Genomic DNA, 18550 nt, shown 5'->3' with positions numbered 1-18550 from the left:
GCGGAACAGCCAGCGGGCCGCCGGCCCCCGCAGCTTATCCGGCTGCCGCCGTTGGCGTGACTGTCCCAACCGCCGGCGCCACCGGGATGACGATCCAGCACACGATGTAGGCCAGCAGTCCGGTGCCTGCGAGAAGCAGCGCCAGCAGCCACACCACGCGGATTAGCGTCACGTCCAGGTCAAAATAATCGGCCAGGCCGGCGCACACCCCGGCAATCTTTTTGTCCGCCACCGAGCGCAGCAGGCGTCTTTTGGCCTGGGGCTGCTGGGGCGGAACGCTGGCCCCAGGCGTTTCCGGCTGCCGGGCCCCACAGAGGTAGCAGAACTTCGATTCCGGAACGATTTCCTTCCGGCAACTGCAGCAGAGCATCACAGCACCTCCACACGTCCCCAATCACTTCCAAGTACGCAAACGGAGGACAAAATGTTTCCGGCGGGACTGCCGAGGGCAGGATTAGTACTCGAGCAGGTCCTTCACCGCCGCAACGATATCCCCGGCCTGCGGCAGGATCTCATCCTCCAGCTTCGGCTGGTAGGCGCAGAAGGTATCCGCCGCCGCCACACGCCGTACTGGCGCATCCAGTTCGGCGAAGAGTTCATCTCCGATGCGCGCGGCAATCTCCGCGCCGTAGCCCCAGGAAAGCATATCCTCGTAGGCCACGATCACCCGGCTGGTCTTGCGCACCGAAGCGGCAATGGCCTCCCAGTCGTAGGGCGAGAGCGAGCGCAGGTCCACGATCTCCACGGAAATCCCTTCGCGTTCCAATTGCGCCGCAGCCACTTCGGCGCGGTGCACCACCGCGCCGTAGGTGATGATGCTGGCTTGCGTCCCCGGCTTCACCACCCGCGCCTTACCGAACGGAATCATGAAATCCGGCCCGGGATACTCCGAGCGGTTGTAAGGCTGGCGGTAAAGGTGCTTATGCTCGAGGAACAGCACCGGGTCGTCGCAACGAATGGCCGTGCGCAGCAGCCCGCAGACATCCAGCGCCGTCGAAGGCATCACCACGCGCAACCCCGGGTTGTGCGTGAACAGCACTTCCCCGCACTGGCTGTGATAGATGGCCCCGCCGGTCAGGTAGCCGCCGATGGCCACGCGGATCACCGCCGGGCACTTGAATCCGCCCGCCGAGCGCCAGCGCATCAGGCATAATTCGTCGCGAATCTGCATCATCGCCGGCCAGATGTAGTCGAAGAACTGGATCTCCGACACTGGCTTCAACCCGCGCGCGGCCATGCCGATGGCCCGCCCGACGATGCTGGCCTCGGCCAGCGGCGAATTGGCGACCCGGTCGCGCCCGTATTTCCGCTGCAAACCCGCGGTGGCCTTGAAGACCCCGCCCTTGCCCTTCACTTCGCGGAGGTTTTCTTCGCGGCTGCAGTCGGCCACGTCCTCGCCGAAGACCACGATGCGCTCGTCGCGCGCCATCTCGTCAGCCAGGGTCACCGCGATCATCTCGACCATGGTCTTGGCCGGGCCATGCAGGTGCGGCTCGCTTTCGAAAGCCTGCGCTGTGGGGTCTACGTCCGGGGAATAGACATGCAGCCGGTAGGAGCCAGGCGCGGGCGGCTCGGCCTCCAGCGCCTGGTCGGCGGCTTCGCGAACTTCACGGTCCACCTCGGCTTCCAGCCCTTCCAGTTCCTTGGCCTCCAGGACGTTTTCCCGGACCAGCAGCAGCCCGAAATTCGTAAGCGGATCGCGATGCGCCTCCGCCTCCCGCTCCGCCGCCGTGCGGTACAGCCTCTCGTCGTCCGAGAGCGAGTGCGAATAGGGCCGGATCACGTGCGCGTGCACCAGCGCCGGCCCGCGCCGTTCCCGGCAATACTCCACCGCTTCGCGGCACACCGCGTAGCTCGCAAGCGGATCCGTGCCATCGCATTCGGCGACGTGCAGCCCCGGAAAACCGCGCACCAGCCGGGAGATGCTGCCCCCGGCCGTCTGCACCTCGATGGGCACGGAGATCGCATAGCCGTTATCTTCGATCAGGTAGAGCAGCGGAAGTTTCCTGGCGCACGCCGCGTTCAGCGACTCCCAGAACTCTCCTTCGCTGGTCGCCCCGTCCCCCGCGGACACATACACGATTTCTTTTGCGAAGTGGCGCATCTGCGCGCCCATGGGCGCCGCCTGCGCCTGCGCCAGAGCCTTGGGGAAGGCGTCGTAGTACAGCGTGGCCTCGGCCGCGCCCGCCGCCTGCAGAAACTGCGTGCCGGTGCAGGACGAGCGGCTCACGATATTCCATTTCGGGCTGCTCCAGTGCGATGGCATCTGCCGCCCGCCGGAAGCCGGGTCGGCCTTCGCGCCCACCGCCTGCAGCAGGGTATCCAGCGGGGTTACGCCCAGCATCAGGCAGAGGGCGCGGTCGCGATAGTAGGGAAAGATCCAGTCCACACCGGGGCGCAGCAGCAGCCCCATAACCGAGGTGACGGCCTCATGCCCGGCACTGGCGATCTGAAAATAGGTTTTGTTCTGCCGCTTGAGCTGGATTTCCCGGTCATCCAGCCGTCGCGAAAGATGCATGGTGCGATAGATGCGGATGAGGGTGTCGCGATCGAGTCCGAGAAACTTCGCTGCGTCCAGCTTGGCCGTCTTGGCGCGCGTCTGTACCGCCATCTCAGGAGACCTCATACCGCGGAATAGGGGTGTCAGGGAACGATGCTGCCTCAGTATAACAAAACTTTCCCGGAGTGGAGGCGCCGTTCGTGCGGCCCAGCTACTATTTGTGCACGAAGGCCAGCTCCGCTTCCGAGCAGCCGAACTCCCCTGCCGGACGGTAGTTCTCCTGGATATCCGCCAGTATGCCCGGCGTCCACCGGTCGCTCGGCGCAAAGGGGCCGTCTTCGTGGTCTTGCAGCACAACCACGTCGAACTGCCCGGTACGCAAGCGCTCGCGCACCGGCCAGTCCGACCAGCCCGCCCGGGTTGCCAGTTGCGTGTAAACGTAAGGATTCGAAACCTGCACTGGCTTTCCGGACAGCAGCAGCACGCCCACATTCTCGGAGAGCACCCTGTCCCCCTGCGTGCGCAGGAAGGCATAGGCCTGTTCACAACCGGCGACATCAACGGTATGAAATTCGAACGAGAAAGACAGCAGAGCCGCTGCGGCAACCCCCGCCAGCAACAAGGAGGAAACCGCGCGCGCGCCCTTCGCTTTTACCCAGCCGGCAAACAGATTCCATCCCATGCCCGCACACAGGCAGAGGGCCGCGATCAATTCGATCAGGTGATTGGAGTTCGACCCCAGCTTGCCCACGGTCACCGCCCCGCATAAAGCCATCAGAAAATAGAGCGTGTGCGGGGCCATCTCCTTGCGCCACGCATCGTGCGCCACAGCCAGCACTGCGATTCCCCAGAGCACCGGGATATCCCAGAAGAGCTCGGTCATGTTCTCGATGTACGCCGAGAACTGGAAGGGATCCGGATGGGTGCCGAACATGTGAAAGGCAAAGTGCCCCCCGGTCCAGATCTGCGCGGCGGCAAAGCCGCCCAGAAGCAGCGCGGCGCCGACTCCCGCGGCCTGCTGCAGGCGCTTCCAATCCCGCTTGCTGATCAGGTACAGCGCGCAGGTCGCCGGAGCCGCCAGCAAAGTGTACTTCACGAAGAGTGCTGCCGCGAAAAAGAGCACGGCGACATACCATCGCCGCGGAGCCAGAAAAAAGACGCAAAGTCCGGCGAGAGCCAGCGCCAGTCCCATCAGGTCCACGCGCAGGAAGGGCATCCAGTCCCGAACCACCGGAGCGCACAAAAACAGGCTGCCGAAGCCAACCGCCACGGGCCAGGAACACCCGAAATGCCGGAGCAGCATGCACAGCAGCCCGGCAGCAACCACGCCCAGGAGAACGATGAGTAAACGCGGCGCCGTAAATCCCACTCCGAAAACCTTGACCAGCGCGGCCGTGGCCAGATAGGCCAGCGGCCCGTAGGGATTGAAGACAATGGGCCAGCTATGCGGGTCGGGATAGGGCGTCAGCCCGTGCACAATGCGCAACCCGGCATTCAGGATGTTCCCTTCCTCGTAGTCCAGTTGCACGGGCGCGCGCAGCAGGTTCACGGCGTCCGCCACGCTCACCGCCGCGCAACTCGCCAGCAAAGCCGCAAACGCCGCTTCCACCCACTTGCCGATCCGATCCTGGATCATCTTCATGTGTGACTGCGAAGCGCTCAATTGTATGCGTGACCGCGAAGCGGTCAACCCGTTTTCTCCACAGCGCGACCCTGCGGAAAACAGACCGCCGCCTGCGGATCTACTCCAGTCCCTCGAATAACTTCTTGGTTGCGGCGTACTGGGCATCGGCCGGCAGGATGGTCCGGGGAGACGCCGACTGAAAAGGCTGCTCGGAGGGGATACGCTTGGCCCAGCGGTCGTAGGTAAGCTTTTCGTGCGGGGAGAAATAGAGGCGCACCAGCAGCTTCACGTTGCTGGAGGCCGCTTTGTCTTTCGGCTTCCCCTCCGTGGCCGCTTCACCGCGCTCAAATTTGAACAACACTCTCTTGTCGAGCCGGAAGGCCTGCTTCCACACCTCGAGCTGGTGCCGGGCTTGCTGCGCCGTCTCTTCGTCCGCGCCAAAATCAAAGGTCAGAAATGTCTCGGGCATTGCGAAAGTGTGCGACGGCTTGCCTTCCGAGTCAAGCCGCATCCGCCAGGCCATGGCCCGCGTTCCGTGATTTCCGGCGTCCAACTCCTTCCGGTTATCGTATGATGTTCAGCACGGATGCGAGGCCGGGTGAAGAACAGGCGTTCCAATTTCGATGCGGTCCTCCGCGCGGGCTTCTGCCTGCTCGCGGTGGCGCTGCTCTATGCCCCGTTCGCCGCGACGGCCTATTCCGCCCGCGCTGCGGCCTGCTGCGCTTCCGGCCGTTGCCCGATTTCAGGGCATCATCCTTCGCAAGCGCCGGCCGCGCCGAGTTCCCCGATGGATTGCGGCCATGCCATGGCTGGGATGGCGTCCTGCTCGATCTCCTGCTGCCAGAGCCTAGAGCGGCCCGCGGTCACGCCGCTGGCCTTCCTGCTGCCTTCGCCGGCCTCTCCGATCGTGCAGGCCGGCGCCACCGAATTCAGCACAGCCCCGAAGTCCAGCGAGATTCCCCGATCGAGGGAACCCGTTTCTCCTCCGCCTCGTTTCCTTGCGACGGTCCTGTAACGGACCGCCGGCCTCTCTTTGCTTCCGGAACGACTCCAGCTGCGGCGAAATCGCCGCCGGTGACATATTTCATCGAGGAGAAAAGCGGTTCATGCGACGTCTTTCGCTGCTGTTTGCTGTGTTATTGCTTCTTGCCGTTACAGCGCACGCCACCCTGTTCGGGACGGTGCGCGGCATCGTTCACGACCCGCAGCATCGTCCCGTCGCGGACGCCGGGGTCGCCTTGAAAGCGAAGGCCTCGGACTATTCGCAGGTGGCGCAGACCGACGCAGACGGAGAGTTCCACTTCGACGCGGTGCCACTCGGCGAATACACGATTACCGTTACGCAGGCTTCTTTCGTGGCCGAGGAGCGGACGGTCACCGTGCTCTCGGGCACAGCGCCGATCCTGCACTTCGAATTGAAGCTGGCCTCCCAGAGCCAGTCGATTACCGTCTCGGCCGAGGACGCGTCCGCGCAAACGGAATCGGTCACTCCGACGAATCTCGTGGACCGCGAGGAAATCCGCCAGACACCGGGGGCTTCGCGAAGCAACAGCCTGGCCCTGATTACGAACAATGTGCCGGGTGCGTACCTCACCCACGATCAGCTCCACGTCCGGGGCGGCCATCAGGTGAGCTGGCTGATCGACGGCGTGCCCATTCCGAACACCAATATCGCCAGCAACATCGGCCCGCAAATCGATCCGAAGGATATCGACATGGTGGAAATGCAGCGCGGAAGCTATGCGGCGGATTTCGGCGACCGCACCTACGGCGTATTCAACGTAGCGCCCCGCACGGGTTTCGAACGCAACAATGAGGCGGAGATCGTCGCGAGCGCCGGAAACTTCTACCAGACGGATGACCAGGTGAACCTCGGGGGGCACACCAACCGCTTCGCGTACTACGCCAGCGTAAACGGAAACCGCACCGATCTCGGCCTGCAAACGCCGACTTCGGCAGTGATTCACGACCGCGCCAACGGCTATGGAGGGTTCGGATCGCTGATCTACAACCCGGATGCGCGGAACCAATTGCGTTTCGTCATGCAATTGCGGCGTGATTTCTACCAGGTGCCGTTCGATCCCAACAATCCCGACAACACTGCGAATCAGGTTCAGCAGGATGCCAACCGGGAGAGCGATGCGTATGCGACTTTTTCATGGGTGCGCACGTTCAACCCCGGGCTGGTGCTGACCGTTTCGCCGTTCTATCACTTCAACCGCGCCGCATACGAAAGCGATTTCCGCGATTTTCCGATTGCCACGACGGACGATCGCTCTTCGAAATACGAAGGCGGGCAGGCGACCCTGGCTTACATCAAAGGCCGCAACAACGCGCGCGTGGGCGTGTACGGCTTTGGCCAGCAGGACGATCAACTCTTTGACATCGGCTCCAGCCTCCAGAGTATTTCCGGTTTTCCGGACCGGGAAGTCATTTCCGGAGGCATGCTGGCGCTGTTTGCCGAAGACGAGTTCCGCGTGGCCTCCTGGCTGACCCTGAGTGCGGGGCTGCGGCAAACGCATTTCTCCGGCAACCTGGTGGAGAACGCGGCCAGTCCGCGATTTGGCGCCGCCGTGCGCATTCCGAAACTAAAGTGGGTGTTCCGCGGCTTTTACGGCCACTTCTACCAGGCACCCCCGTTGCTGACGGCATCCGGGCCGCTTCTGGAATTCGTCACCAGCCAGAACCTGGCCTTCATCCCGCTGCATGGCGAACGAGATGAGGAGCACCAGTTCGGGGTGACGATTCCGCTGCGGGGCTGGACGGTGGACGCCGATACCTTCCGCACCCGCGCATCGAATTTCTTCGATCACAACTGCCTGCAAAACTCAGGCGTCTGTTTCCCGATCACCATCAATGGAGCGCTCATCCGCGGCTGGGAATTAACGCTGCGTTCCCCGCGTCTTTACAAGCGAGGCCAGATTTATCTGACCTATTCCAACCAGACCGTTCTCGGATATGGGGGAATCAACGGCGGGCTGACAGACTTCTCGCCACCCAGCGATTACTTTCTGCTCGACCACGACCAGCGCAACACGTTGCACGCTGGCGGCACGCTGGATCTGCCCTGGCACAGCTACGTCTCCACCGACGTGTACTACGGCTCAGGTTTCGCGAACGGGGATCCCCCGCCCTCCCACCTGCAGGGACACACGACCTGGGACCTGTCCCTCGGAAAGGAATTCGGAGAAAAATTCTCCGTTTCCATGAGCGCAATCAACGTGGCCAACCGGCGCGTGCTGCTCGATAACAGCGAGACTTTCGGCGGCACCCATTACCTCAATCCGCGTGAAATCTTCGTGCAAGTGCGCTACCGCTTTCACTATTGATGCTCATGCCCAGGGAGACTACGAACATGAAACATTTGTTTTCACAAATACTCGCAGCACTGGGAGCGCTCCTTTTTCTCGCCGCCTGCTCCTCCGCCCCTGAAAAGCACTATCCCCTCCAAGCCGAAGTAGTTTCCGTCGATGTGCCGAAAAAGATGATCGTCGTCAGCCACGGTGAAATCCCCGGCCTCATGCCGGCCATGACCATGGGCTACATGGTGGCCGTGCCAAAGGAGATCGAGGGGCTGGGTCCGGGCGACAAGATCACCGCCGATCTGGTGGTCTCGGACAACAAGGGCCAGTTGGAAAAGATTGTTCTGGTGCAGAAAGCCGGGAAGGAGCAGGCGCCGGCAGCCGCGCCCTCCGCCCCGCCAGCCCCCGGAACAAAGGATGCTCCTCCTTCGCCGCGCTGACCGGTTGCGCGACAGAATGGACGGCGCTACACTTTCCCGCCATGGGACCGGAGCAGATGTGCGCATTGCACTGATTGCACTGTTTGGAGCGATGGGCACGCTGGCCCGCTACGGCCTGCAGGGCGCGGTGCAGTTCCGCACCGGCGGCACTTTCCCCTATGGCACCCTTCTCATCAATCTCACCGGCTGCTTTTTTCTCGGCCTGCTCGGGCAGCTTACGCTCAACCGCATGATGATTTCTCCGGACTTGCGCACCGCCATGACCATCGGTTTTTTCGGCGGCTACACCACCTTCTCGAGTTTCGGCTGGGAGACGGCCAAGATGCTGGAAGAGAGCGAATGGCTGCACGCCACCGCCTACGTCGGCGCCAGCGTGCTGATCGGCCTACTGCTCTCCGTCGCGGGCATCCGCCTGGCCAACCGCTTTTAGGCCGGATTTCTCACGAGGACGGACGCGAGATGTAAACCGACATTGCGCCGTGAACGCCGGAACATGCAATCGTGCTCGTGCTGCAGTGGGCGGGGCAGGCCCCGCCCCTACAGAGTGACTCTTGTGAGAAATGCTGGTTAGGAGCAGCCATGCCCCACGAAAAATTCCAAGGCGAGCGCACGCTGATGCGCATCCACATCGGGGAATCCGACAAGTGGCATGGCCAGCCGCTGCACCAGGCCATTGTGGAGATGCTGCGCAAGGAGGGCTTCTCCGGCGCCACGGTGCTGCGCGGCGTCGCCGGCTACGGCGGCTCCAGCGTCTACCACACCGACAAGATCCTGCGCCTCTCCCAGGACCTGCCCATCATCGTGGAGATCGTCGAGTACCAGGAGCGCATCGAGGCCATCCTGCCGCGCCTCGACGAAATGGTCGAAGGCGGCCTCATCACCCTGGAAAAAGTCCGCGTCATCCTCTACCGCGCCGCCAAGAAATGAGCTCCGCAGCGCCGGCTTCATTCCGCGCTCCGCTCTTCGCTCTTCAACCGTTCCACTTTTCGACTTTCAACTTTTAACTTTCCCCCCTAAACTCAAACCTCGAATCGCGCCTATGTCCTCCTCCACCACACCCAATCCCCCGTCCGAGCGCTGGCTCAACCGTACCGTCCTCGGCGTCGGGCTCACCAGCCTGTTCAGCGACTGGAGCCACGAAATCGCCACCGCCATACTGCCCGCGTTCCTGGCCTCCATCGGCGCGGGCCCCGCGTGGCTGGGCGTGATCGAAGGCGTCGCCGACGGCCTTTCCAGCTTCACCAAACTCGCCGCCGGCCACTTTACCGACAAGCTCAAACACCGCAAGCCGCTCGGCGCCATCGGCTACGCCATTACCACGCTGGCCACGGCCTCGTTCGCGCTCGCCACGCATGCCGCGCACGTCCTCTTCGGCCGCGCCACCGCCTGGTTCGGTCGCGGCATCCGCACCCCCGCGCGCAAAGCCCTGCTCGCCGCCGACGTGCCCCCCGCGGCCTACGGCCGCGCCTTCGGCTTCGAGCGCCTCCTGGACACCACCGGCGCCATCGTTGGCCCGCTCACGGCGCTGTGGCTCCTCGAGCGCACGGGACATTCCTACCACACCGTTTTTCTCTGGACGCTGCTGCCGGGCGTGGCCGCCGTCGCCTGCTTCTGGCTGCTGGTGCGCGAGCGCCCCATCGCCTTCCGCTCGCAGCAATCTTTCTGGAGCGGCCTGGTGGCCCTGCCCGCACCCTTCCGGCGCTTCCTCGCGGGCGTGGGCGTCTTCGGCGCCGGAGACTTCTCGCATACGATGCTGATTCTCTACGCCGCGCGCCAGCTGGCTTCGGTGCACGGGGTGGCCCGCGCCGCCAGCCTGGCCGTGGCGCTCTACACCCTGCACAATGTTTTCTACGCCGCCTCGGCCTACTTCAGCGGCTGGCTCAGCGACCACGTCCGGCAGCGCAAGTTCGTCCTCGCCGGCGGCTACGCCCTGGCCGGCCTCACCGCCCTCCTGCTCTGCCTCGGGGCGCACAATCTCTGGCTGCTCGGGGGAGTTTTCGCTCTCGCCGGCATCTACGTCGGCACCGAAGAGGCCCTCGAGGATTCCCTAGCCGCCGAGCTCGTGCCCCGCGAACAGCACGGCATGGCCTTCGGAACACTTGCCGCGGTCAACGCGGTCGGCGATTTCCTCTCCAGCGTCGTGGTCGGCTTCCTTTGGAGCGCCGTCAACGTCCAGACCGCCTTCACCACCTCCGCCATCCTCTTTTTCGCCGGCGCCCTGCTCATCCTCCGCCTGCGCGAGCCGCAGTAGCGCTGGCGTTACAGGCCTTCTGCAATTCACTCTTGCGCCCCGGATGGCGGCATGCTAGTTTTGGCGAACAAAAGGCGAATCATATGGAAGCCCGCAAAATGTCCCAACCCCTCGCCCTGCGCGCCGCTGCGGGCAGCGCCGCCGTGCTCCGCCTCGAGGGCAGCACCACTCGCGTCCTCGAAGTCCTCGATAGCTTCGCGGCGCGCGATACCCAGGGCGAAATCCTCACTGCCGTGCGCCACTTCCCCGCGCGCGAGGCGCAGTGGGCCGATCTGCCAGCGTGGACTCACGCCGATCTCGCCGCCGCCTACGCCGGAAAGGGCATCCGCCGCCTTTACAGCCATCAGGCTGCCGCCGCGGAGGCCATCCACGAGGGCAAAAACGTCGTCGTGGTCACCCCCACCGCGTCCGGCAAGACACTTTGCTACAACCTGCCCGTCCTGAACGCCATCCTCGGGAACACGGATACCCGCGCTCTTTACCTCTTCCCCACCAAGGCCCTCGCGCAGGACCAACTCGCCGAGCTGCACGACCTCAACCAGCGCCTGGACAACCGCTTCGGCGTCTTCACCTACGACGGGGACACGCCCAGCGACGCGCGCAAAGCCATCCGCGAGCAAGGCCACATCGTGCTCAGCAATCCGGACATGCTGCACACCGGCATCCTGCCGCACCACACGCGCTGGACGCGGCTGTTCGAAAACCTGCGCTACGTCGTGCTGGACGAGCTGCATACCTATCGCGGCGTCTTCGGCAGCCACCTAGCCAACGTGCTGCGCCGCCTGCGCCGCGTCGCGCGCTTCTATGGGCGCGAACTGCAATTCATCTGTTCCTCCGCGACCATCGCCAATCCCGGCGATCTCGCCGCGCGCCTGCTGGAAGCCGAAGTCTCCGTCCTCGATTCGAATGGCGCACCCGCCGCCGAGAAAACTTTCGTCTTCTACAATCCCCCGGTCGTCAACCGCGCCCTGGGCATCCGCCGCAGCTACATCAACGAGTCCTCCCGCGTCGCCCAGGAGTTCCTCAAGCGCGACCTGCAGACCATCGTCTTCGCCAACAGCCGCCTGCACACCGAACTGCTGCTCACCTATCTTCGACAGGCAAACCGGCAGCCTCCGGGACACCCCGAGAAGATCCACGGCTACCGCGGCGGATATCTCCCCAACGAGCGGCGCGAGATCGAGCGCGGCTTGCGCGACGGGCGCATCCGCGGCGTCGTCTCCACCAGCGCCCTCGAGCTGGGCATCGACGTCGGCTCGCTGGACACCACCGTCCTCGCCGGCTACCCCGGCACCATCGCCTCCACCTGGCAGCGCGCCGGCCGCGCCGGGCGCCGCACGGGCAGCTCCTGTGCCGTGCTGGTCGCCTCCTCCGCCCCGCTCGACCAGTTCATCGTCCGCCATCCCGACTATTTCTTCGGCAACACCCCGGAGCACGCCTTCATCCAGCCCGATAATCTGGAAATCCTCGTCAACCATCTGAAGTGCGCCGCCTTCGAACTTCCCATCCGCCCCGAAGAGCGCTTCGGCGAAGTGGACGTGGTGGAGCTCTGCGCGCGCCTCGCCGAAGCAGGCTATCTCCACCGCGCCGGCGCGCACTGGCACTGGACCCACGAGGCCTATCCCGCGGACACCGTGAGCCTGCGCTCGGTTTCCAGCGACAACTTCGTCATCGTGGACATCACCGGCGCGCCCGAAGTGATCGGCGAAGTTGATTTCACCAGCGCCCTCACCACCGTGCACCCCAAGGCCATCTACCTGCACGCCGGCCAGCAGTATCACGTCGAGCATCTGGACTTCACCGAGCGCAAGGCCTATGTCAAGAAGGTCGACGCCGACTACTACACCGACGCCATCCGCTACACCCAGGTCCGCGTCCTGGAGATCGCCGCCGAAGCCCGCTCCGCGGAAGCCCGCCCGGAGCTTCCGGCCTCCCGCGCTCACGGCGACGTCCTCGTCCGCTCGCAGGTCGTGGGCTTCAAGAAGATCAAGTTCTTCACCAACGAAAACATCGGCGCCGGGCAGCTCGAGCTCCCCGAAAACGAGATGCACACCACCGCCTACTGGATCACGCTGGAGCGCCCGCTCCTGGAATCGCTGCCCTTCACCGTCAGCGAACGCCAGAGCGGAATGTTCGGCCTGCTCCACGCCCTGGAATCCGTGGCCACCCTCCTCCTCATGTGCGACACGCGCGACCTTGGCACCGCCATCGGCGAACGCCCGCCCGCGCCCGGCGCGGCTGTCGAGGACTTCGCTCCCACGCGCATGGAAGAAGTCGTCTCCGCCAATGCCAAGGAGTTCTTCGAGCCCAACCTGTACCTCTACGACGCTTATCCCGGCGGCATCGGCTTCTCCGAGCCGCTCTTCCGCGTGCACGAGCTTCTGTTGCGGCAGACGCGCGAGTTGATCGCGGCGTGCCCTTGCGAGCAGGGTTGCCCCTCGTGCGTGGGCCCCGCCGGCGACCTTGCCCCGCGCGCCAAGGAGGCCGCGCTGGCGATTCTCGGCCGGCTGTGCGGCGGGATGCACTGGGAAGTGGCAGGGAATACGGGCCTGTGACCGAGAGGAGGAATGCTTTTAAACCGTGAGCGGCATGGACAAATTCGCGCGCCTCGCCGCGCTGAAACCCGCGCGCGCGGCAGCCGCGCGTCCGGCAACGCTGCGCGCTCCCGAAGACGCCGACGAACTCGCGCAGCTTCTCGGGGCCTCTGTGGCCAAGAACCGTTTCGGCGACCACCTCGCCGTGCGCAACTGGTTCTCCACGCCTGAATTCGCCGATCCCTCGCCCGTGGCGCTCGAAATCCTATCCCGCACTCGCGATGAATCCGCCAGTCGCCGCACCCGCGCTGCCATCGCGGACCCCTCGCAATGGCTCTTCCTCGATACCGAAACCACTGGCCTCGCCGGCGGCACCGGCACCTACGCCTTCCTCGTGGGCCTCGCCTGGTGGGATGCTGGCGGCCTGCAGACCGAGCAGTTCTTCCTGCGCGACTTCAGCGAGGAGCACTCCCTGCTCCACGAGCTCGCGGCGCGCCTCGCCGAGCGGCCCGTGTTGGTCACCTTCAACGGCAAGAGCTTCGACTGGCCGCTGCTGGAAAGCCGCTTCACCATGACCCGGGCCATCCCCGCGCCGCGCCTCGCCGCGCACCTCGACCTGCTGCATCCCGCGCGCGCCCTGTGGAAGCTGCGCCTCGGCTCGGTGCGCCTGATCGAGCTGGAGCGCCACGTCCTGGACGCCCCGCGCCTCGGCTGGCGCCGCGAAGACGACGTCCCCTCCGCACTCATCCCGCAGTTCTACTTCGATTACCTGCGCGGAGGCCCCGCCGCCCCGCTCGTATCCGTCGCCCGCCACAACCAAATGGACCTGCGCGGCCTCGCCGCCCTGTTCGGGAAAATCAACACGCTGCTCTCGACGGAAAGCCACCAGGATCCGGACATCCACAGCCTCGACCTCTTCGGCCTTTCCCGCTACCTCGACCGGCGCGGCGAAGTCGCCCGCGCACACACCGTCTGCGAACGCGCCCTCGAATGCGGCCTCCCCGCCGAATTTCGCCCGCAGGCCCACCGCGATCTCGCCGTCCGCGCGCGGCGCCGCGGTGACCACGCCGCTGCCGCCGCCCTCTGGAAGCAGTTGCTCGCCGATCCGCGCGATGCCCTCCACGCCTGCGAACAGCTCGCCATCTATTACGAGCGCCGCGCCAAAGACCCGGCTCGCGCCATGGAATATGCCCGCCTCGGCCTCAAGAAAGCGCAGCTCGCCCAGGCCCAGGCGCCCCACGCGTGGACCGCTTCCGCTATCGTGCTCCGCGCCGCGCGTATGCAGGAAAAATTCCAGCAACGCCTTGCCCGGCTCGAGCATCAAATGCAGATTCAGCTTGGTGCCGCGCCTCCGCCGCTCCTCACGCGCTCGAAGAGCGCAGCGGGCCCGGCTGGACGCCCGCGGGCCCGCTGATTCTCGGGAATTCTGCAAGAATTTGGGAGAGGAAATCGGATGGAAACCTCAGCAACCAGGCTGCAAGATGCAGCAGGAGGACCCATGGCTACCGCAGAACACACCTATCTCCGTGCCGAGCTCGAAAAACGCCGCGAACGTCTTCAGTCTGCCGTCCACAGCGCCCACCGCGACGCATCTCTCAGCCAACTGCTTACCGATGTGGATGCGGCCCTGGCGCGCATGGACCACGGCATTTTCGGCGTCTGCGAATCCTGCAAGGGCACGATTGATCCCGAGCGAATCCTTTCGGATCCGCTCTGCAGGGTGTGTCTCTCCTGCCTCACCAAAGACGAGCAGCGCGCCCTGGAAAATGACCTGACGCTGGCCGGAAACATTCAGCGCGCGCTCCTTCCGGGAAAGGATTTTGCCGCTCCCGGATGGCGCATCGGCTACCACTACGAGCCTGCGGGGCCGGTCAGCGGCGACTACTGCGACCTCATCGCAACGCCGGCCGGCCTGCTCTTTCTTCTCGGCGACGTTTCCGGCAAAGGCGTGGCGGCTTCCATGCTCATGAGCCACTTGCACGCCACCTTTCGGAGCCTGGCTGGCGCGAATCTCGCGCTCGAACGCATGGTCGAGGCCGCCAATCGCCTCTTCTGCGAGAGCACACTCGCCAGTCACTATGCCACGCTCGTCGTCGGGCGTGCCTCCAGCGACGGCGCCGTGGAGTTTGTCAGCGCTGGGCACCCGCCCGTCCTGCATGTGCGCGCAGACGGCGTCACGCCACTCGCGGCAACCAGTGTGCCTCTGGGCATGTTTTGTGATACGCGTTTCCCGGTCCAGCGCCTCTCTCTGGGGGAAAGCGAGGGCCTCTTCCTCTACACCGACGGACTGACCGAGCGCGAGAACCACCTGGGCCAGGAATACGGGCTCGAGCGCATCACCCGGCTCGTCGCGAACCGCCTCGCGTTCGCACCCGAGCAGGTCCTTGCGGAATGTCTCCAGGATCTGCGCAGCCATGCCCCGGGAGGGAAACTCGACGACGACCTGACGCTCCTGATGCTGCGCCGCGCTGCCTGAAAGCAGGCTCCGGCAAGGGGAACAGCGGGATTTAGCGCAGAACGGCAGCCGCGGCCGGCTCCCGCCCCGCGGCAATCTTCTGCAAGTCTATCTCCGGCTCCCTCGGGGCCGCGCTCCAGCCGATGGTCCGGCTCACGTCGTCGAACACCGCGCGCGTGCCGCCTTCGACCGTCAGGCACCCCGCTTCCACGCAGCGCAGGAAGACGCCACCCTTGGGCGTCTCGAAGGAAAAGAAATTCGGCCGCCGGAACAGCTTCTCGCGCTGCGGATATTTCTTCTCCAGCGCTTCCGAATATTGCCCGAAAAAGCGCGCGGCATGCTTCGCATCGCTCCAGCGCACCCGGTAGACCAGCAGCAGCTTCTTCGTCCGGGCCCGTTCAAAGAGCACGTAGCGATCGCCCTTCCATTCCTGCGCCAGCGCCACGCCGCGCTCCTGGCCCAGAAACTGCTGCAGCACCTCCCGCCAGCCGAACTCCCCCAGAATGTTGTCTTCCAGCAGGTTCCATTTCCCGCGCAGGCGTTTCGTATCCACCGCCAGATCCAACCGCGCCGGCGCCCGCCCTTCGCGATACAACTCTGGGTGCAGGATCTGTTGCGAAGAGACCGGCGGCCGCGCAAACACGCCCGGCAGACCGCTCCAGCCCGTCTGCTTCAAAAAGTCCATGGAAAAACGCAATCCGCTGAAGTACGGGAAAAGCAGCGCATCCTTGATGAACGCCGGCGCCCGCTTCAGCGTCGGGGTGTCGGAAAGATCGCCGAGGAGCAGCTCAGGATCCATGTCCGGCAGATCGCTGAGGTGCCGCCCGGAAGGCAGCAGCTCATACTCCATCATCGCCGCCGTGGCGCTGCCTTCCAGAACCGCTTCGCGGGCCAGCTCCGCATCGTCGTTGGGCCGCGCGGCCTTCATCCACGCTTCGACGTGGAAGTGCTGGTCCTCGAGCGCGTGTGTCAGCTCGTGCGCCATCACCATGCGCTGGTCCTCCAGCGGGATCCAGTCCGCGATGTAAAACTCGTGCTCCGCCGGATCATACAGCCCGGCGATCTGTTCCGTGAGCAGCTCCACCAGGAATGGCTCCATCTGGAAATCTTCCGGCACCAGGCCGAACGCCACCGCCGCGCGATCCGCCGCATAGCGCTCCTCTGCGGATTTGTCCTCCTGCATGCGCCGCAGCACATACGCGCGGATCTCGGCGCGGCTGCGCAGCGATTTCTTCAGCGGCGCCCGCGCAGGGAGCCGCGTCAGGACACTGAGCTGCTGGAGCACCTGGTCGGCCGCGGTGATGAACGCTTCCTGCCCCGCAGCGCCGGGCGCAGGAGCTTCCGCAGCCTGCTGTGCTTGTACGAGAGGTTGCGCAAGGAGCGCACAGGCGAGAAAACAAAAGTACGCGGCTAATCGACTCTTGCAGAAAAAGCGGGAGACCATAGGAAAGACAGAATAGCAGATTCGCGAGAGCCGCGAGCGGCGCCCGGATCAGCCCTTGCGCCCCACGAGTTCGCCGTTCAGCACCTGACGGAACGCCTCGACCAGATCCCAGCGCGTAAGAATTCCCACCAGGTGCTCTCCGTCTACTACCGGCAAGCATCCATGATGCATCTCTTGGAACAAAGCAATGGCTTCCAGCAGCGTGGCCGTCGGGGCGATGCTGCGGGGATTCGGCGTCATGACCCGGCCCACCAGCGTATTTTCAAAGACCGCGTTGTACTCCTTCTCGGTGATGGACACCAGCCGCGACGGCGCATAGCGCTGCAGATCACGATCGGACAAAATTCCCACCAGCGTTTCCCCGTCCACCACCAGGAGATGACGGATCGACGCAGAACGCAGCAGTAGCGCGGCATCCAGCAATCTCGCGGATGACTCAATGGTCACCGGCGCGCCGCTCATGATGTCCCGAACGTGGTACTCCCCGCTCATCGCTGCCTGCCTAGGACGGTCGAAGCTGACCCCGCCGCTCCTAGATGGTCCCATCCACTCCCACCAGAGTCAATTGAACTCCACGCGAGACGTTCCTAACCTGTAAGATTGCGGCCACCACGGCACCCTCCAGGCCCTTCCCGACCTGCCAACACCGCCCGCGAAACCTCATTTGGGCGTCTCCCCAGAAAATCTGGAGCTTTGTTCTGTTTCCTTAACAAACCAGTACTCGTGTTATATCCTCCCACCAGCACTCGGAAAGCACGGTCGAGGAGAAAGATGGACCCAGGTCTCCGCCTTCGGCAGGCTCGTGAGCGTCTTGGCTTGACGTATCGCGATGTTGAACGCACCAGCTTCGAGCTGGCCGCACGCCATGGGCGCTCCGAACTGATCATTCGTATCAGCCGCCTGGCGGACATCGAGAATCACGGTGTCGTTCCCGGCCTGCACAAACTCTATTCCCTGGCGGCTATCTACCATCTCAACCCCCTGGAGATCTCCCGCTGGTACGATGTTCCCCTCGACGAATTCTTCCGCGACGCCGCCTCCTTCCCCGCGCCCCTCACCCATCTGAGCGCTCCGCCGGCCACCCTGCGCGTCCCCCTGCGTTTTGATCCCGCCTTCGATCCCCGGCGCACGGAATTCCTCTCCCGGATGGTGGAGCGCTGGGGATACTTCGAGGGGGCGCTGGACAAGGGCCAAAGCCAGCACTGCTACGGCTTCATCGGCCTCTCCGACCGCCGCATGGAGCCTCTGCTCCGCCCCGGCAGCATCGTCCTCGTGGACACCACCGTGAACCGCGTTGAGCATGGCGAGTGGCGTACGGAGTTCGACCGCCCCATCTATTTCGTGGATGTGCGTTCCGGCTATCGTTGCGGCTGGTTTGCTATGGATGGCTCCCGGCTGGTCATGCATCCCCATCCCCTCTCGCACTATGCGCCGGAGCACTGGCAGTTTCCCGCCGATGCCGAAGTGATCGGCCGTGTGATTGGGATGGTTATGCGGCTCGATGACCCGGCCGGCAGTCCTGCTGAAGAATTTCCAGAAGAGTCCGAAGATTCGAACAGAAGAGCGTCTTGAGATAGTCCGGCGCGGTCTCCGGCATCAGGATGCGATAAGACTCGAGCGACTGCCAGTGCTCCACCGTGGCGCACAACCCGCTCTCCATGCCGTTCAGGCACCCCCGCAGATCCTTCTCCTGCGCTTCCAGCGGCATTTCCAGGATGCGTTCGAACAACTCCTCGTGGCACTGCCCCAGCGCCTGCTGTACCGCCGCCTTCGGATAAAAGACCTCCAGCCCGGCATGCTCGTAGTTTCCGCTGGATAGATCGCGCAACGAGGCCACGTAAGTCAGCCGAGCATAGAAGCCCGGAATAGACGCCAGCGTCGTGGCTGTGAAATCGTGAATGATCCGGCGGTTTTGTTGCAACTGCGAAAGGATTTCCACGCACGGTCCCTTTCCCGAATCTGTTCCGATATCTGAACCTTTTCTTCTCGTTCGCGCGACT

17 protein-coding genes are annotated in these 18550 nt (G+C 64.4%); 9 read left to right on the top strand and 8 right to left on the bottom strand.

Going from position 1 to position 18550, the window contains the following annotated elements; translation table 11 throughout:
- Positions 1-34 precede the first annotated feature (34 nt).
- The 5 genes from LAN61_07255 to LAN61_07235 all read right to left on the bottom strand — a co-directional run bounded on the left by LAN61_07255 (position 35) and on the right by LAN61_07235 (position 5060).
- Entirely contained in the window at positions 35-370 is a 336-nt protein-coding gene (locus tag LAN61_07255; protein MBZ5540303.1) for a PspC domain-containing protein, read from the bottom strand.
- An 84-nt stretch (positions 371-454) separates the two neighbouring features.
- Positions 455-2611, bottom strand: a complete 2157-nt coding sequence (locus tag LAN61_07250) for a dehydrogenase (GenBank protein MBZ5540302.1) — start codon at positions 2609-2611, stop codon at positions 455-457.
- Positions 2612-2714: 103 nt separating this feature from the next.
- Positions 2715-4142: a glycosyltransferase family 39 protein gene (locus LAN61_07245; GenBank protein ID MBZ5540301.1), complete on the bottom strand. Its 1428-nt coding sequence runs from the start codon at positions 4140-4142 to the stop codon at positions 2715-2717.
- Positions 4143-4242: 100 nt separating this feature from the next.
- Positions 4243-4593 (bottom strand): hypothetical protein, encoded by a 351-nt coding sequence (locus tag LAN61_07240; GenBank protein ID MBZ5540300.1) that lies wholly within the window; start codon positions 4591-4593, stop codon positions 4243-4245.
- 281 nt (positions 4594-4874) lie between these two features.
- A complete protein-coding gene (locus tag LAN61_07235) occupies positions 4875-5060 on the bottom strand; it encodes a hypothetical protein (protein ID MBZ5540299.1) in 186 nt (61 codons plus the stop codon).
- Between the two features lie 170 nt (positions 5061-5230).
- Between LAN61_07235 and LAN61_07230 the strand changes: the two genes are divergently transcribed.
- The 8 genes from LAN61_07230 to LAN61_07195 all read left to right on the top strand — a co-directional run bounded on the left by LAN61_07230 (position 5231) and on the right by LAN61_07195 (position 15127).
- The gene (locus LAN61_07230; protein ID MBZ5540298.1) at positions 5231-7453 is read left to right on the top strand and encodes a TonB-dependent receptor; all 2223 of its coding nucleotides are present in this window, start codon (positions 5231-5233) and stop codon (positions 7451-7453) included.
- 26 nt (positions 7454-7479) lie between these two features.
- On the top strand, positions 7480-7866 hold the full coding sequence (locus tag LAN61_07225; protein ID MBZ5540297.1) for a copper-binding protein: 387 nt from the start codon (positions 7480-7482) through the stop codon (positions 7864-7866).
- A 16-nt stretch (positions 7867-7882) separates the two neighbouring features.
- Positions 7883-8296, top strand: a complete 414-nt coding sequence (gene crcB / locus LAN61_07220; GenBank protein ID MBZ5540296.1) for a fluoride efflux transporter CrcB — start codon at positions 7883-7885, stop codon at positions 8294-8296.
- Positions 8297-8445: 149 nt separating this feature from the next.
- Positions 8446-8793: a DUF190 domain-containing protein gene (locus tag LAN61_07215; GenBank protein MBZ5540295.1), complete on the top strand. Its 348-nt coding sequence runs from the start codon at positions 8446-8448 to the stop codon at positions 8791-8793.
- A gap of 112 nt (positions 8794-8905) precedes the next feature.
- Complete coding sequence (locus tag LAN61_07210; protein ID MBZ5540294.1) at positions 8906-10117, top strand: MFS transporter; 1212 nt, start codon at positions 8906-8908, stop codon at positions 10115-10117.
- A 98-nt stretch (positions 10118-10215) separates the two neighbouring features.
- Positions 10216-12672: a DEAD/DEAH box helicase gene (locus LAN61_07205; protein ID MBZ5540293.1), complete on the top strand. Its 2457-nt coding sequence runs from the start codon at positions 10216-10218 to the stop codon at positions 12670-12672.
- 25 nt (positions 12673-12697) lie between these two features.
- Positions 12698-14065 (top strand): ribonuclease H-like domain-containing protein, encoded by a 1368-nt coding sequence (locus LAN61_07200; protein MBZ5540292.1) that lies wholly within the window; start codon positions 12698-12700, stop codon positions 14063-14065.
- A gap of 84 nt (positions 14066-14149) precedes the next feature.
- Positions 14150-15127 carry a SpoIIE family protein phosphatase gene (locus LAN61_07195; GenBank protein MBZ5540291.1) on the top strand — a complete coding sequence of 326 codons (978 nt, stop codon included), beginning with the start codon at positions 14150-14152 and terminating at the stop codon, positions 15125-15127.
- Positions 15128-15158: 31 nt separating this feature from the next.
- On the opposite strand, the gene LAN61_07190 is transcribed toward LAN61_07195, so the two are convergent.
- Together LAN61_07190 and LAN61_07185 are read right to left on the bottom strand one after the other, a co-directional pair.
- Positions 15159-16391, bottom strand: a complete 1233-nt coding sequence (locus LAN61_07190; protein MBZ5540290.1) for a hypothetical protein — start codon at positions 16389-16391, stop codon at positions 15159-15161.
- A gap of 207 nt (positions 16392-16598) precedes the next feature.
- Complete coding sequence (locus LAN61_07185; protein ID MBZ5540289.1) at positions 16599-17042, bottom strand: CBS domain-containing protein; 444 nt, start codon at positions 17040-17042, stop codon at positions 16599-16601.
- 279 nt (positions 17043-17321) lie between these two features.
- Between LAN61_07185 and LAN61_07180 the strand changes: the two genes are divergently transcribed.
- Positions 17322-18122: a hypothetical protein gene (locus LAN61_07180; protein ID MBZ5540288.1), complete on the top strand. Its 801-nt coding sequence runs from the start codon at positions 17322-17324 to the stop codon at positions 18120-18122.
- On the opposite strand, the gene LAN61_07175 is transcribed toward LAN61_07180, so the two are convergent.
- Positions 18040-18471, bottom strand: coding sequence for a hypothetical protein (locus LAN61_07175; protein MBZ5540287.1), 432 nt, complete (start codon positions 18469-18471; stop codon positions 18040-18042). The genes LAN61_07180 and LAN61_07175 overlap by 83 nt on opposite strands.
- Positions 18472-18550 lie beyond the last annotated feature (79 nt).

Source organism: Terriglobia bacterium, assembly GCA_020072785.1.
Classification (GTDB): Bacteria; Acidobacteriota; Terriglobia; order Acidiferrales; family UBA7541; genus Acidiferrum.
This window is presented reverse-complemented; position numbering and strand designations above follow the sequence as displayed.